Annotated in this window: 13 protein-coding genes and 1 tRNA gene; 4 read left to right on the forward strand and 10 right to left on the reverse strand. The window is 69.7% G+C overall.

The features are described 5' to 3' along the window. Window positions 1–33: 33 nt before the first annotated feature. Window positions 34–1,068, reverse strand: a complete 1,035-nt coding sequence (locus AB0O76_RS18820) for a DUF6528 family protein (RefSeq protein WP_365492072.1) — start codon at window positions 1,066–1,068, stop codon at window positions 34–36. Window positions 1,069–1,143: 75 nt separating this feature from the next. Beyond that, window positions 1,144–1,956 (reverse strand): exodeoxyribonuclease III, encoded by an 813-nt coding sequence (locus tag AB0O76_RS18825; protein ID WP_365492075.1) that lies wholly within the window; start codon window positions 1,954–1,956, stop codon window positions 1,144–1,146. 66 nt (window positions 1,957–2,022) lie between these two features. On the opposite strand from AB0O76_RS18825, the gene AB0O76_RS18830 reads away from it, so the two are divergent. After that, window positions 2,023–2,535: a GNAT family N-acetyltransferase gene (locus tag AB0O76_RS18830; RefSeq protein WP_365492078.1), complete on the forward strand. Its 513-nt coding sequence runs from the start codon at window positions 2,023–2,025 to the stop codon at window positions 2,533–2,535. A gap of 96 nt (window positions 2,536–2,631) precedes the next feature. On the opposite strand, the gene AB0O76_RS18835 is transcribed toward AB0O76_RS18830, so the two are convergent. The 7 genes from AB0O76_RS18835 to galU all read right to left on the reverse strand — a co-directional run bounded on the left by AB0O76_RS18835 (window position 2,632) and on the right by galU (window position 8,114). Continuing rightward, window positions 2,632–2,705: transfer RNA gene (locus AB0O76_RS18835), tRNA-Ala, on the reverse strand. A gap of 67 nt (window positions 2,706–2,772) precedes the next feature. Then, the gene (gene glpR, locus AB0O76_RS18840; protein WP_365492081.1) at window positions 2,773–3,972 is read right to left on the reverse strand and encodes a gephyrin-like molybdotransferase receptor GlpR; all 1,200 of its coding nucleotides are present in this window, start codon (window positions 3,970–3,972) and stop codon (window positions 2,773–2,775) included. Between the two features lie 197 nt (window positions 3,973–4,169). Next, the gene (locus tag AB0O76_RS18845) at window positions 4,170–4,793 is read right to left on the reverse strand and encodes a GNAT family protein (protein ID WP_365492373.1); all 624 of its coding nucleotides are present in this window, start codon (window positions 4,791–4,793) and stop codon (window positions 4,170–4,172) included. Continuing rightward, window positions 4,790–5,290, reverse strand: coding sequence for a MogA/MoaB family molybdenum cofactor biosynthesis protein (locus AB0O76_RS18850; RefSeq protein WP_365492084.1), 501 nt, complete (start codon window positions 5,288–5,290; stop codon window positions 4,790–4,792). Before AB0O76_RS18850 ends, AB0O76_RS18845 begins: the two co-directional genes overlap by 4 nt. Then, window positions 5,287–5,787, reverse strand: a complete 501-nt coding sequence (moaC, locus tag AB0O76_RS18855) for a cyclic pyranopterin monophosphate synthase MoaC (protein ID WP_365492086.1) — start codon at window positions 5,785–5,787, stop codon at window positions 5,287–5,289. The genes AB0O76_RS18850 and moaC overlap by 4 nt, the downstream gene beginning before the upstream one ends. A gap of 85 nt (window positions 5,788–5,872) precedes the next feature. After that, entirely contained in the window at window positions 5,873–7,204 is a 1,332-nt protein-coding gene (gene glp, locus AB0O76_RS18860; RefSeq protein ID WP_365492089.1) for a gephyrin-like molybdotransferase Glp, read from the reverse strand. 4 nt (window positions 7,205–7,208) lie between these two features. Then, window positions 7,209–8,114 carry a UTP--glucose-1-phosphate uridylyltransferase GalU gene (galU, locus tag AB0O76_RS18865; RefSeq protein ID WP_361814470.1) on the reverse strand — a complete coding sequence of 302 codons (906 nt, stop codon included), beginning with the start codon at window positions 8,112–8,114 and terminating at the stop codon, window positions 7,209–7,211. A gap of 94 nt (window positions 8,115–8,208) precedes the next feature. Between galU and AB0O76_RS18870 the strand changes: the two genes are divergently transcribed. After that, complete coding sequence (locus tag AB0O76_RS18870; RefSeq protein WP_365492093.1) at window positions 8,209–8,820, forward strand: 5-formyltetrahydrofolate cyclo-ligase; 612 nt, start codon at window positions 8,209–8,211, stop codon at window positions 8,818–8,820. A gap of 94 nt (window positions 8,821–8,914) precedes the next feature. On the opposite strand, the gene AB0O76_RS18875 is transcribed toward AB0O76_RS18870, so the two are convergent. Next, window positions 8,915–11,668 (reverse strand): penicillin acylase family protein, encoded by a 2,754-nt coding sequence (locus AB0O76_RS18875; protein WP_365492096.1) that lies wholly within the window; start codon window positions 11,666–11,668, stop codon window positions 8,915–8,917. A gap of 213 nt (window positions 11,669–11,881) precedes the next feature. On the opposite strand from AB0O76_RS18875, the gene AB0O76_RS18880 reads away from it, so the two are divergent. Next, window positions 11,882–13,402, forward strand: coding sequence for a potassium/proton antiporter (locus tag AB0O76_RS18880; RefSeq protein ID WP_365492376.1), 1,521 nt, complete (start codon window positions 11,882–11,884; stop codon window positions 13,400–13,402). Window positions 13,403–13,672: 270 nt separating this feature from the next. Then, window positions 13,673–14,938: an MFS transporter gene (locus tag AB0O76_RS18885; RefSeq protein WP_365492099.1), complete on the forward strand. Its 1,266-nt coding sequence runs from the start codon at window positions 13,673–13,675 to the stop codon at window positions 14,936–14,938. Window positions 14,939–14,944 lie beyond the last annotated feature (6 nt).

The raw sequence follows: 14,944 nt of genomic DNA on the forward strand, positions 1-14,944 counted from the left end.
CACCAGACCGACACCAGACCGACACCACCCCGCCTATCGCGGCAGGAACCAACGCGCCTTGTAAATACCGCCGTTGACCAAGGTGTACGAACTCGAAGGCTGATGCACACTCACCTTCGTCGTCCACCACGTCTCCCCGAGCCCGCCCTCGGGCACGGTGCTGACAACCTGCCCGGTACGAGGATCATCGCCGACCCCCTTCACCGACTTCCGGCTGATCTCCGCAGCCCCCGCAAAGTCCTGCACAAAGGCCCGCCCGGCGATGTCGTACTGAAAAACGGACGCGTTGGTGGTCACCCACAAGCGCCCCGCCCGCCCCGCCACAGGGAATAGGTCATGACCCCCCGGCGTCTTCCCCGGCGTACCCACCGGAAGCCCCACCGCGAACCGCCGCGTCAGCGTGGGCCGGGCCCGCGTCCCACCCACGGCATACGTCACCAACTCGTCGTCACCGACGGCCCACAGCACCTCACGCGCACCGTCCCAGTGCAGCCCGTGCGCCCCCTTGAGCTCCGCCTCGGCGTACCGCGAGGCCCGCGGCCCCTGCGACGCCGCGTACAACCGCACCAGCGCCCCCGTGCTGCACGCCACCGCGACATTGCCGTCCGGCAGGATCTCCGCGCTGTGCGGATTGAAGAGATCGTCGCCGGGCCCGATCGCCGCACCCCAGTACCGCCGCCCCGACGGATGGTCGACGACGGCGACGAACCCGAAGGACGCGGTCGTCAGGACGTACGTACGCCCCTTGTGTCTGCGCACCTTCGACTCGCTCGGATACACCCAACTGTCTTCAGGGCGAAGGTCTTTGTACCCCGGCTTCCCCAGCGGCGAGAACGCCCACCGCACGACGGACGGGTCGGCCTGCGTGTCCCAGACCCTGCGCCGCGGATCGAGCACGAGGATCTGCCGGGTCGCCTGTTCGGTGAGGAGCACGGGCGGCGTGCCCGGGGGCACCCCGCCCGATGCGGCGGCGGACGACGCAGCGGTCAGCGGCAGCCCCGCCCCGATCCCGGCACCCAGAGCCCCGAGCAGCACACCCCGACGAGACGGCAATGACATACCGGACATGAAGTCTCCCCACACGGCTGGCAGTTGAGTCATTGTCAGGTACGTGCCCGCAACATGCCATGGCGCCGCGCGGCCTCACATGTCGTAGACCACCGTGACGGGCGCGTGGTCCGACCACCGCTCCGCATGACTGGCCGCCCGCTCCACGAACCCCTTGACCGCGCGCTCCGCGAGCCCCGGCGTCGCCACGTGGTAGTCGATGCGCCAGCCCGTGTCGTTGTCGAAGGCGCGCCCGCGGTAGGACCACCAGGAGTAGGGCCCCTCGACGTCCGGATGCAGCGCCCGCACGACATCGACGTATCCGCCGTGCTCACCGTTCTCACCGTCGAAGACCTCACCGAGCCAGGCACGCTCCTCGGGCAGGAAGCCCGAGTTCTTCTTGTTGCCCTTCCAGTTCTTGAGGTCGGCCTCCTGGTGCGCGATGTTCCAGTCGCCGCAGACGACGACCTGCCGCCCATCGGCCGCGGCCCGCGCCTTCAGCCCCTTCAGATACGTCAGGAACTCCCCCATGAAGCGGATCTTCTCGTCCTGCCGCTCCGTGCCGACCTCACCGGAGGGCAGATACAGGCTCGCGACGGTGACCCCGGGCAGATCCGCCTCGACGTACCGCCCGCTGCCGTCGAACTCCTCCGACCCGAACCCGACCTGCACCCGCTCCGGCTCACGACGCGTATAGAGGGAGACGCCCGCGCGCCCCTTCGCCGCCGCCGGCGCGTGCACGACGTGCCAGCCCTCGGGGTCCCGCACCTCGTCCGGAAGCTGCTGCGGCTCGGCGCGCACCTCCTGCAGGCAGAGCACGTCGGCCGAGGTACCGGCGAGCCACTCGACGAAGCCCTTCTTGGCGGCGGCGCGCAGCCCGTTCACATTCACGCTGGTCACTGTGAGCATCAGGGAACGATACCGGCACACTTAATGAGGAAGCGCACGCCATCGCATAGAAGTACGATACTCCGCATGACTATCCATCCGCCTCAGCAGTCGGCCACGGTCGAACTCCGCCCCACCCCCTTCGACCACCCCGACGCGATCAAGCTGAACGACCGCGTCCAGCTCGAATACGCCGAGCGGTACGGCGACGAGGGCGATGTCACACCGCTCGACCCGGCGATGTTCCGCCCGCCGGGCGGCCTCTACCTCGTCGCGTACGACACGAACGGCACCGCCCTGGCCACCGGCGGCTGGCGCGCCCACGAGAGGAACGACGAGGGGTACGCGGACGGCGACGCGGAGATCAAGCGGATGTACGTCACCCCGGAGGCCCGCGGCCTCGGTCTCGCCCGGCGCATCCTGGCGGCCCTCGAGGACGACGCGCGGGCGGCGGGCCGCAGCCGCATGGTCCTGGAGACCGGCACGAAGCAGCCGGAGGCGATATCCCTCTACACCTCGACCGGCTACACCCCGGCGCCCACCAAGTTCGGCCACTACCGCTTCGAGAACCTGAGCCGCTGCTACGTGAAGGCGCTGTAGTCGCGAAGGCTCCGCAGTTCTTCGGCAGCTTCGGCACCTTCGGCACACGCAAAGATCCCGCCCGGTTCGATGAACCGGACGGGATCTCATGTGCAGTGGACCTGTGGGGATTTGAACCCCAGACCCCCTCGATGCGAACGAGGTGCGCTACCAGACTGCGCCACAGGCCCTTGCAACGAGTGAAACTCTAGCATCCCGATCCGGGTGCTCGGAAATCCGTTCCTGGCTGGTCAGGCATCACTCGTTGGCGGCACGCGGCCGCTCGCCTTCCTCGTACTGATCGAAGAGCGGGGTGCGCCCGCGCTCGCGGGCCCTGCGGGCGGACGCGGCCCGCCGTGCGTCGCTGCGGCCGCCGCCACCGTCCGCCTCATCCGCGCCGCCCGCCTCGTCCGCGTACGCATCGTCGGCAACGTCACGCCGAGCCTCATCGGCGGTACTCGCCCCCGCAGGCTCCATCGCGCTCGACCGCGCCGAGCTCCACGCGTCGGGTGCGCCGAGGTCGACATCGCCGGTGGCGCGCGGGGCGACGGGCGCGGTCACGTACGTCGGCAGCGGTACCGGCACCGGGTCCCAGCTGTCGCCGTGCCCGGGGCGGCGCTGCCGCTCGCGCTGCTGGTCGACCCACTCGGCGTGGTCGGTCTGCTCGACCAGGGCGCGGCGGTCGGCGGCGAGCGCGGAAAGACCGGTCTCCGTCTCGGGAGCCGGTCCTTCCTCCGTCGCGTCGGCCACCGCGTCCGTGCCGGAAGGACGCCTGCGCGGCTGGCGTTCACGCAGCCGCTGCGCCGCGACCTCGGCCCGGCGCCGGTCCATGGTGTAGGTGAAGCGGCGCCGCTCCTGGCCGCGCAGGTACACGATGTACGCGCTCAGGAGCGCGGCCGGGGCCGCGGGCGCCCACAGGAAGGCGAGCCCGCCGACCGCCGCGACGATCGCGCCGAGCGTGAAGGCGATGAACAGCATCACTGTCGTACGCCGACGGCGCGCGAGCACCTTCGTGCGCCGAGCGCGCGCGGCGGCTTCCGCCGACGCGGCCCGCCGGGCGGGCGACTGCGCCTGCTGCAGCTGCGGCTGCGGCTGCGGCTGCTGCTGCGGGGGCCGCTCGACCGGCTGCTCGGCCGGAGCCGGTGGCTGCTGCGCCGGGGGCTTCGCCTGGGGGTGCCGCGTGGCGGAGTCCGGAGGCGCGACAAAGGCCCGGACGTCCACCGAACCGGTGGCGTCGTCCGGGTCGCGCGACTCCTCCTCCTCAGGCGAGCGCGCTTGCAGGTCCTTGGCGTATCGGCGCTCCATCCCCGCCCGTCCGGACAGAAGCCGGATGGCGGTGCTGAAGCGTTCCGTCGGACGGGCTTCATTGAGCTCGTCCTGCCTACGGAGCCACATCGGCACCAAGTAGGCGGCCCAGGCCCCGACGATGACTGCGTAGATGAGGCCGCTGCTGCTCACGCCTCACACGGTAGAGGGGTTTGCGTGAGGCCATCTGCCAATTGGGCCGGTGTGTCGCACGATCTGGCTGATATCTCGAACTTTTTTTGTGACTGATGCGATCAACAGGTCACCGAGACCGTGAAATTAATGCCCGAGAGTGACCAAGTCGGGCCCCAGGCGGTCGATCACCGATCAATTTCAAACACTTATTCTATTTACGCGGTGTTCCGAGGTCGTGCCTGGTGCCAGCGCCGGAGCAACCCTTCCGGTACCTCTTCGGCGGTGAGCGCGAACACAAGATGGTCGCGCCAGGCGCCGTCGATGTGGAGAAAACGTGGACGGAGCCCCTCCTCGCGGAATCCGAGTTTCTCCACGACCCTGCGACTTGGCCCGTTCTCGGGGCGAATACAGATCTCGATACGGTGCAGCCCGACCGACCGGAAGCAATGGTCCACCGCGAGCGCGACGGCCGTCGGCATCACGCCGCGGCCCGCCACCGACTGGTCCACCCAGTAGCCGACATGGCCCGAGCACATCGATCCCCACGTGATCCCGGCAACCGTCAGCTGCCCGACGAGCCGCCCCTGGTACTCGATCACGAAGGGCAGCATGCGCCCCGCGGCGGCCTCCGCGCGCAGATGGCGGACCATCTGACGGTACGTCGGGCGGTGCACGATCGGGCCGCTCGCCGTGGGCGGCGGGATGGTGGCCTCCCAGGGGCGCAGCCAGTCCCGGTTGCGCCGGTTGACCTCACGCCAGGCCCGCTGGTCGCGCATCTTTATGGGGCGGAGGGCGACATCGCCGTCCGTGAGCTCGACGGGCCAGGAGGGGCTGTTCAGCTGGCACCCCCGGAGGGTCTTGGATGGTCGCCACCCCGGAGCTGCTCGACAGCGTGCGAAAGGAGGGGCTCCAGGACGGCGAGGCCGTCGCGTACGCCGCCGGTGGAGCCCGGCAGGTTCACGATGAGCGTCCGGCCCGCGACTCCGGCGAGGCCCCGGGAGAGCACGGCCGTGGGGACCTTGTCCCTGCCGTACGCGCGGATCGCCTCGGGGATGCCGGGCACCTCGTAGTCGATGACGCGGCGGGTGGCCTCGGGGGTGCGGTCGGTGGGCGAGACGCCCGTGCCGCCGGTGGTGAGGATCACATCGAACCCGGCGTCCGCTCCGGCGCGCAGGGCCTGCTCGACGGGGTCGCCGTCCGGGACGACCTGGGGTCCTTCGACCGCGAAGCCGAGCGCCTTCAGGCCCTCGGCGATGAGGGGCCCGCCGCGGTCCGCGTAGACGCCGGCGGCGGCGCGGTTGGATGCCGTGACGACGAGGGCGCGGTAGGCCGTCATGCCCCGGCTCCTTCGCGGCTCCAGTCCCCGGACTTGCCGCCGGTCTTCTGCTCCACGCGTACGTCCGTGATGACCGCGCCCTTGTCGACGGCCTTGACCATGTCGATCACCGTGAGGGCCGCGACGGACACCGCGGTGAGGGCCTCCATCTCGACGCCCGTGCGGTCCGTCGTCTTCACCGTGGCGGCGATCTCGACGGCGTCGTCCGCCACGGAGAGGTCGAGTTTCACTCCGGAGACGGCGAGCGGGTGACAGAGCGGGATCAGGTCCGGGGTGCGCTTGGCGCCCATGATGCCCGCGATCCGCGCGGTGGCCAGGGCGTCGCCCTTGGGGAGGGCTTCTTCTGGTGATTCCCCGCGCAGCAGCTCGATCACGCGGGGGGAGACGAGGACGCGGCCGGTGGCACGGGCGGTGCGCGCGGTCACGTCCTTCTCGGATACGTCGACCATGCGGGCGGCGCCCGCTTCGTCGATGTGCGTCAGTCGCTGCGTACTCATGTGCTGTGGCGCTCCCGGTCCTGGCTCTCCCGCGGTGCGGCGCGGGGGCCTGTGTGCGCGACACCGTACCGCGCGGACCGCCTTCTCAGCCGAGCAGGACCACGTCGACGGCGGCGCCCGGCTTCACTGAAGTGGTCTTCTCCGGGACGACGATCAGGGCGTCCGCGTGTGCGAGGGCCGCCACGAGATGTGACCCTGCGCCGCCCACGGGCCGCACCGTGCCCGCCTCCGCGTCGTACCGCCCGCGCAGGAACTGCCGCTTCCCCGCGGGCGAGGTCAGCGCCTTGTCGGCGGCGAGCTCCGCGCGCGCGGTGGGCCGGTGGACGTCCGGGAGGCCCATCAGGGTGCGCACGGCGGGACGTACGAAGATTTCGAAGGAGACGTACGACGAGACCGGGTTGCCCGGCAGCGCGAGCAGCGGGGTGTGGTCGGGGCCGATGGAGCCGAAGCCCTGCGGCTTGCCCGGCTGCATGGCGAGTTTGCGGAACTCGATGCCGCTGCCCGCCTCGTCCTCGTCCCCGATCGAGGAGAGGGCCTCCTTCACCACGTCGTACGCGCCGACGCTGACGCCGCCCGTGGTGACGATGAGGTCGGCGCGGATCAGCTGGTCCTCGATGGTGGAGCGCAGTGTCTCGGCGTCGTCGGCGACCGCGCCCACGCGGTAGGCGATCGCTCCGGCGTCCCTGGCGGCCGCGGTGAGGGCGAAGCTGTTGGAGTCGTAGATCTGGCCCTTGCCCAACTCCTCGCCGGGCTGGACCAGTTCGCTGCCGGTGGACATGACGACCACGCGGGGGCGCGGGCGCACCTTCACCGTGGCGCGGCCGATCGCGGCGAGCAGGGCGATCTGCGGGGGGCCGAGGACCGTGCCCGCGGTCAGGGCGCGGTCACCGGCCTGGACGTCGCTGCCCCGCGCGCGGACGTGCGCGCGTGCCTCGGCGGGGCGGTGCACGCGGACCTCTCCGGAGGCGCCGTCCGGGGCGGCGCTGTGGGCGCGCATCCCGGAGACGGGGCCTTCGCCGAGGCCTCCGTCGGTCCACTCCACGGGGACGACGGCCTCGGCGCCGGGCGGCAGCGGGGCGCCGGTCATGATGCGGGCGGCCTGACCGGCGCCGACTTCTGGCTGCTCGCCCTGGCCCGCGGCCACGTCGCCGATGACCGTGAGGACGGCGGGGAACTCCTCGCTCGCGCCCGCGATGTCGGCGACCCGGACCGCGTACCCGTCCATGGAGCTGTTGTCGAAGGGCGGCAGCGAGACGGGCACCGTGACGTCCTCGACGAGGACGCAGCCCTGGGCGTCGAGGAGTTGGAGCTCGATGGGCTCCAGGGGGCGGACGGATCCGAGGATGTCGTCCAGGTGCTCGCTCACCGACCAGAGATGGTCCCGGCCGGTGACTTCGGTCGTCGCGCTGCTGCTCAAAGTGCTACATCTCCTCGGACACGTAACTGCGAAGCCAGGCCTGGAAGTCCGGGCCCAGGTCTTCACGTTCGCACGCGAGTCTGACAATGGCACGCAGATAGTCGCCGCGGTCGCCGGTGTCATAGCGGCGGCCCTTGAAGACGACGCCGTGCACGGGGCCGCCGACCTTCTCGTCCTCCGCGAGTTGCTGGAGGGCGTCGGTGAGCTGGATCTCACCGCCTCGCCCGGGCTCGGTCTTGCGCAGTATGTCGAAGATGTGGGGGTCCAGGACGTACCGGCCGATGATGGCGTAGTTGCTGGGGGCGTCCGCCGCTTCGGGCTTCTCGACGAGGCCGGTGACCTTCACGACGTCGCTCTCGTCGGTGATGTCGACGGCCGCGCAGCCGTAGAGGTGGATCTGCTCCGGGGCCACCTCCATGAGGGCGATGACGCTGCCGCCGTGCCGCTCCTGGACCTCGACCATGCGGGCGAGCAGGGGGTCGCGCGGGTCGATCAGGTCGTCGCCGAGGAGCACGGCGAACGGCTCGTGGCCGACGTGCGGGGCGGCGCACAGGACGGCGTGACCGAGCCCCTTGGGGTCGCCCTGGCGTACGTAGTGCATCGTCGCGAGGTCGCTGGACTCCTGGACCTTCGCCAGTCTCGCCTCGTCGCCCTTCTTCAGAAGGGCCGACTCCAGTTCGTAGTTGCGGTCGAAGTGGTCCTCGAGGGGGCGCTTGTTGCGGCCCGTGATCATGAGGACGTCATCGAGGCCCGCCGAGGCTGCCTCCTCGACCACGTACTGGATCGCCGGCTTGTCGACGACCGGCAGCATCTCCTTCGGAGTGGCCTTGGTCGCCGGCAGGAATCGGGTGCCCAGACCTGCTGCCGGAATGACAGCCTTGCTGATCCTGGGGGGGTGAGACTCAGTCATGTCCGTAACCATAACCGGTGCGTATGCGCGGAATCTGTGGCTCCGGACAATTGGTTCTCATATGAGCGCAACTGAAGGGATTTGTGGCTACGCCATGGCAGAGACCGACCCGGACAAGGCAACCAAGCGCACATTGCGAGGAGAGTTCCTCGCGGTTAGAAGCCGGTTGACTAGGGATGACGCGCAGAAGGCAGCCGCGGTTCTCGCCGAGCGCGCATTGGAGTTGCCGGAGCTCGCCGGGGCGCGCACGGTCGCAGCGTACGTCTCCGTGGGGAGCGAACCGGGCACGCGCGCGCTCCTCGACGCGCTCCACGCGCGCGGGACGCGGGTCCTGCTGCCGGTGCTCCTCGCGGACAACGACCTGGACTGGGGTGCGTACGACGGCGAGGGCTCACTTGAGCGCGTACAACACACCGGAAAGATCGAGCTGTTGGAGCCTTCGGGGGCGCGCCTGGGCCCCGACGCCGTCACCGAGGCGGACGCCGTGCTGCTGCCCGGCCTCGCCGTCGACGAGCGCGGGATGCGCCTGGGGCGCGGCGGAGGGTCGTACGACAGGGTGCTCGCCCGGCTCGAGCGCGCGGGGGCCGATCCGGCCCTGGTGGTGCTTCTGTACGACGCGGAGGTCGTCGCCCGTGTCCCGGCCGAGGCCCACGACAAGCCGGTGCACGCCGTGGTCACGCCGTCGGGAGTGCACCGCTTCCACTGAAGACATGCCTTGACATGAAAGGGCCCTCCACGCGTGCGTGGAGGGCCCTTTCAGCGTTCTCGGCGTTCTCGGCGTTCTCGGCGTGCTGTACGGCTCAGGGCCGCAGCACCAGGGTGTCGCTCGTGCTGCCCTTGACGGCCTTCTCCGAGAAGGACCACGGCAGCAGCTCGCCCTTGACCCACTTGCTGGTCTGGTCGGTGTAGTGCGCGTTGTAGGCGTGGCCCGAAGCGCCGGTGAGGTTGATCCACTTGGACTTGTCGAGGTCCTTCAGGTTCACCACCATCCGCATCGACGGCACCCACTGCACGCCGTAGCCGCCCGCCGCGTTCCAGCCGGTGGCGTTGACCGCCGCCTCGCCGCCGCCCAGCTTGAACGGGCCGCGGTTGAGCAGGAACTGGAGCCAGCCGGGGCCGTCGACGCCCAGGGTCTGGTTCTTCAGGGTCAGCCGGTGCAGGCGGCCCCAGCTCCAGGTGTCGATGTCCTTGCCCAGCTTGGCCGTCAGGTCCCAGCGTGCGTCCTCCATGGCCCGCGAGAACAGCTGGTCGCGGGTCTTGGTGGCGGCGTCGGTGCGCGTCCCCGGCGACTTCCACCACTCGTTGTCCTCGTCGTCGAGGATCGACCGGATCACTTCGTAGTAGCGGTCGCCGCCGTCGGGCTGTGCCGACTCCGAGTCGCGCTGGCCGCACTCGCGCACCGGCTCGGCCTCGTCGGCGGGGCCCGTGTTCCCGGCCGGTTCGACGTTCAGGCACTGGCCCTTGACCCGCAGCTCCTTGGGGAGCTTGTTGCCGATGGACAGCTTGAGGATGTTGCGCCAGACCGAGTTGAAGTACGCCGCGGCCGCCGAATCGGCGTCCTGGGTGTAGTCCCAGCCCTCGAGGAGCTTCTGCGCCTCGCGGACGTACGAGTCCTTGATGTCGATCTTGAGCAGCTTGGGCACGAGCAGCTTGGCGATCTCGCTGCTGTTGTCCATCTGCATCGTGCGCATGTCCTCGGTGGAGATCTTTCCACCGTTCTTGATCTTCGACTGGATGAGGTCGGTGATGCGCTGGCTGCGCGCCCCGTAGCCCCAGTCCGACGTGAGCTTGTACGGGTACTTGTCCTCGTCGATGACGGCCTGGTTGGCGGTCACGATGTAGCCGCGCTTCGGGTCGTACTCGTAGGGCAGCGCGGACTGCGGGATGTAGCCGGTCCAGCGGTAGTCGGAGTCCCAGCCGGGCGCCGGAAGCGCGCCGTCGCCCTTGCCGCGGACCGGGATCCTGCCCGGCGCCTGGTAGCCGATGTGGCCCTTGGTGTCGGCGTAGATCAGGTTCTGGGAGGGCACTTCAAAAGAAGCGGCCGCCTTGCGGAAGTCCGAGAAGTCCTTGGCCTTGTTGAGCGCGAAAACGGCGTCCATCGACTTGCCGGGCTGCAGCGCCGTCCAGCGCAGCGAGACTCCGTAGCCGTCGCCCCGGTCGGGGGCCGCGCTGTCGACGGTGGCCTTCTTGCCGACCTTCACCAGTTCGTCGTCGCGGTCGGACAGGAGCGGACCGTTGCCGGTCTCGCGGACGGTGATCTTCTTGGACTTGCCGCCCGCGACCTTGATGGTCTCCACACGGCTCTTGAAGGGCACGACCTTGCCGTCGTACTCGTAGCCGTCGCCGGCGAACTTCTCCAGGTAGAGGTCCGTGACGTCGGCGCCCAGGTTCGTCATGCCCCAGGCGATGTCCTGGTTGTGGCCGATGACGACGCCGGGCATCCCGGAGAACGTGTAGCCGGAGACGTCGTACTGGCAGTCCTTGGAGACCGTCCGGCAGTGCAGGCCCATCTGGTACCAGGTGGAGGGCAGCTGCGGCGCGAGGTGCGGGTCGTTGGCGAGCAGCGGCTTCCCGGTGATGGTGTGCTCCCCGGAGACCACCCAGGAGTTGGAGCCGATGCCGTTGCCGTTCGGGCCCAGGCCCGCGTCCGGGATGTCGTCCAGGACGTCGGAGAGGCCGGAGAGCTGGGACTGCAGCCCGTCGGGAGCCTCCGTGTTGCCCGCCAGGCCCGTGCCCGCGGCGCCGCCGGTGCCCGACTGGCTGCCCGTGGCACCCTTGCCCTCGTACTCCTTGGTGGCGCTGTTGTAGGCGCCCTCCTGGACGATCGGCTTGTTCCGGTCGTACGGGTACTCCGGGTACAGGTCCTTGATCTGCGACGGGCCGAGGCGGCTTGTCATCAGGGAGCGGTCGATCTCGTCCTGCATGTTGCCGCGCAGGTCCCAGGCCATGGCCTTGAGCCAGGCCACGGAGTCGACGGGCGTCCACTCCTGGGGCTTGTAGTCGTTGGTGAAGCCAAGGGCGGCGTACTCCAGGGAGATGTCCTTGCCGTCCTTGCCCTTCAGGTAGGCGTTGACTCCCTTGGCGTATGCCTGGAGGTACTTCTTCGTCTCCGGCGAGAGCTTGGAGTCGTACTCCTTCTGCGCCACCCGGTGCCAGCCGAGCGTCCGCAGGAACTCATCGTTCTTGACCTGGCCCTTTCCGAACATCTCGGAGAGCCGACCGGAGGTCGTATGGCGGCGGACGTCCATCTCCCAGAAGCGGTCCTGCGCCTGGACGTAGCCCTGGGCCATGAACAGGTCGGCGTCGGACTCGGCGTAGATCTGCGGGATTCCGTTGCCGTCACGCTTCACGTCGACGGGACCGGCCAGGCCGTCGAGCTCGATCGTTCCCTTGGTCTGCGGGAAGGAGGCTCGCACGGTACTGATGCTCCAGTACGCGCCGTAACCGATGCCCCCCACGATGGCCAGGACCAGGACGATCACGATGAGTCGGGCTCGGCGCCCCTTCTTCTTGCCGGACTTATGACCGGAAGAGGCGGTGGTATTCGAGGGCATCGCTGTCCTTGCTGTCCTTACGCGAGCGGCAGTGCCGGCTGGGCGGTGGTGGGAGCGCTGGAGCAACCATAGGCGCAGGGCACTACGGCCTCGGACGCGGAGTCAGGAACCTACATCGCGACGCATCGGATAGGTGTTCGATGGCATCAAGGAAGCGTTAACAATTAGGTAAGGTAACGAAGTACTTGGCTTGCGCGGAGGAAGGAACGGCCCCTGACTGTCCACGATCTCAACCAGCTTCTGCTCATCTGCTCGCTCGTCCTGCTCGTCGCGGTCGCGGCGGTCCGGATCTCGTCGCGCAGTGGGCTGCCCAGCCTGCTCCTCTACCTCGGCATCGGCGTTGCGATCGGCCAGGACGGCATCGGCAACGTCACCTTCAACAATGCCGAGTTGACGCAGGTCATCGGCTATGCGGCGCTGGTCGTGATCCTCGCCGAGGGCGGTCTGGGCACGAAGTGGAAAGAGATCAAGCCGGCCCTTCCCGCGGCCGCCGCGCTGTCGCTGGCGGGCGTCGCGGTGAGCGTCGGCGTGACGGCTGCGGCCGCTCACTATCTGGTCGGCCTCGACTGGCGGCAGGCGCTCATCATCGGCGCCGTGGTCTCCTCGACGGACGCGGCGGCGGTCTTCTCCGTGCTGCGGAAGGTGCCGCTGCCCTCGCGCGTGACCGGCATTCTGGAAGCCGAGTCGGGGTTCAACGACGCCCCCGTGGTGATCCTGGTCGTGGCGTTCTCCACAGCGGGCCCCGTGCACCACTGGTACGTCCTCATCGGCGAGATCGCCCTGGAGCTGGCGATCGGCGCCGCGATCGGCATCGCGGTGGGCTGGCTCGGCGCCTACGGCCTGCGGCACGTGGCGCTGCCCGCGTCCGGCCTCTACCCCATCGCCGTCCTCGCCATCGCGGTCACGGCGTACGCGGCCGGCGCCATGGCGCACGGCAGTGGATTCCTCGCCGTCTACCTCGCCTCGATGGTCCTCGGCAACGCCAAGCTGCCGCACTGGCCGGCCACCCGCGGCTTCGCCGAAGGGCTCGGCTGGATCGCCCAGATCGGCATGTTCGTCCTGCTCGGCCTGCTGGTCACCCCGCACGACCTGCTCGACGACACCTGGCCCGCGATCGTCATCGGCCTGGTCCTGACCGTGGTGGCCAGACCGCTGGAAGTCGTGATCAGCCTGCTGCCGTTCCGCATGCCCTGGCAGGAGAAGGCCCTGATCTCCTGGGCGGGCCTGCGCGGCGCCGTGCCCATCATCCTCGCCACCATCCCCATGGTGAACGGCGTCGACGACAGCGAGCGGATCTTCAACATCGTCTTCATCCTGGTCGTCGTCTACACCCTCATCCAGGGCCCCACGCTGCCGTGGCTGGCCAGGAAACTGCACCTCGGCGACTCCACGGGCGCCGCCGACCTGGGCATCGAATCGGCGCCCCTGGAGCGCCTTCGCGGACATCTGCTCTCCGTCGCGATCCCCAAGGGCTCGCGGATGCACGGCGTCGAGGTGGCCGAGCTACGGCTGCCCGCCGGGGCCGCGGTCACGCTGGTCGTACGGGACGGCGAATCCTTTGTGCCGCTGCCCACGACCGTGCTGCGCCGCTGGGACGAGCTCCTGGTGGTGGCCACCGACCCGGTGCGGGATGCCGCGGAGCAGCGGCTGCGCGCGGTCGGACAGGGCGGAAAGCTGGCCGGCTGGCTGGGAACGACCGACCAGGAACCGGACAGGCGGGGCAATCGCAGGTGACGGGCGCCTCATTGTCCGTAATCGCAGGCTTGATGGGCTCGTTCCCTGTACGATGAAGGAACGCTTGATCTGAAGCTATTGATCTCGCCTGTACCAACTGATCGAACCAACTCTGTCTGACGCAGAGCTGGCGCCAACCGTATGGCGGCCGCGTGTCCTCGCAGTGGGCAACCGGCATCTACCGCAGTTCCGCGCAAGAGGACAGCTCTCGGCGCCGTCGCCCTGAAAAAAAGGGGGGCCGCGCTACCAGGCGGCAGAAAGGCACGGGCCGTGGCATCCACGGTCACCTCCCGCCCCGGATACGGACAGCTGCTGCGCACCCGCGGCGCCTGGACGTTTCTCCTGCCCGGCTTCGCGGCACGCCAGCCCTTCGCGATGCTGACCATCTCCATCGTCCTGCTGGTGCAGCACACCACCGGCTCCTACGGCGCAGCGGGCGCCGTCTCGGCCGTCACCGGCGTCTCCATGGCGGTGTTCGCCCCCTTCAGCGGCAAGCTCGCCGACCGGTTCGGCCAGCGTGCCGTACTGGTGCCCGGCGTGCTCGTCCACACCGTGTCGGTGCTCTCCCTGACGCTGCTCGCGCTGTCGGACGCCCCCCTGTGGGCGCTGTTCGTCGCGGCGGTGCCCACCGGCGCCTCCACGCCGCAGATCGGCCCCATGGTGCGGGCCCGCTGGGGCGTCAAGCTGCAGGACTCCCCGCTCGCCAGTACGGCGGCCGCCTTCGAGTCCGTCACGGACGAGCTGACGTTCGTCCTCGGCCCGCTCTTCGCGACCGCGCTGTGCACCACCATCGACCCGTCGGCGGGCCTCTTCACGGAGGCCGGGCTCACGCTGGTCGGCGGCCTGCTGTTCGCGGCACAGAAGAGCACCCAGCCCAAGCCCGCCCCGCGTGACGAGCACGCGCGCGTGGAGCACGTCTCCGCGCTGCGGGTCCCCGGAGTACGGGTCCTGATCGTCACGTTCCTGGGCATCGGCGCCGTCTTCGGCGGCATGCAGGTCGCCCTTGCCGCCTTCACCGAGTCGATCGGCGAGCCCGGCCTGAACGGCGTCCTGTACGGCACCTTCGCGGCGGGCAACATGCTCTCCGGTCTCGCCTGCGGCGCCATCGCCTGGAAGATCGCCCCGCAGCGGCGCCTGATCGTCGCGTACGCGGCACTGACGCTGATGGCGTCCGGGCTGTGGGCCATGCACTCCGTGGTGCTGCTCGCCGGGCTCGGCCTCCTGGTGGGTGTCTGCATCGCTCCGGCGCTGATCACCGGCTACACGCTGGTGGACAAGCTGGTGGCGCCGACCGGCCGCACCGAGGCCTTCACCTGGCTGACGGGCGCCGTCGCGCTCGGGCAGGCGGCCGCCGTCACGGTGGCCGGACAGCTGGAGGACCGCCTGTGGGACGGCGCCGGATTCCTGGTGCCGCTGGGCGGTACCGCACTGGCTCTGGTGGTGCTGCTCGCCCTGCGATCGCGGCTCGCACCCCGGTCCGTCGGGCGCACGGTGGCGCGTGGCATCGGTCACCGCGAGCCGGTCACGGTGGACTGATCTCGC

The sequence above is a fragment of the Streptomyces sp. NPDC086554 genome, assembly GCF_040686095.1.
Lineage (GTDB): Bacteria > Actinomycetota > Actinomycetes > Streptomycetales > Streptomycetaceae > Streptomyces.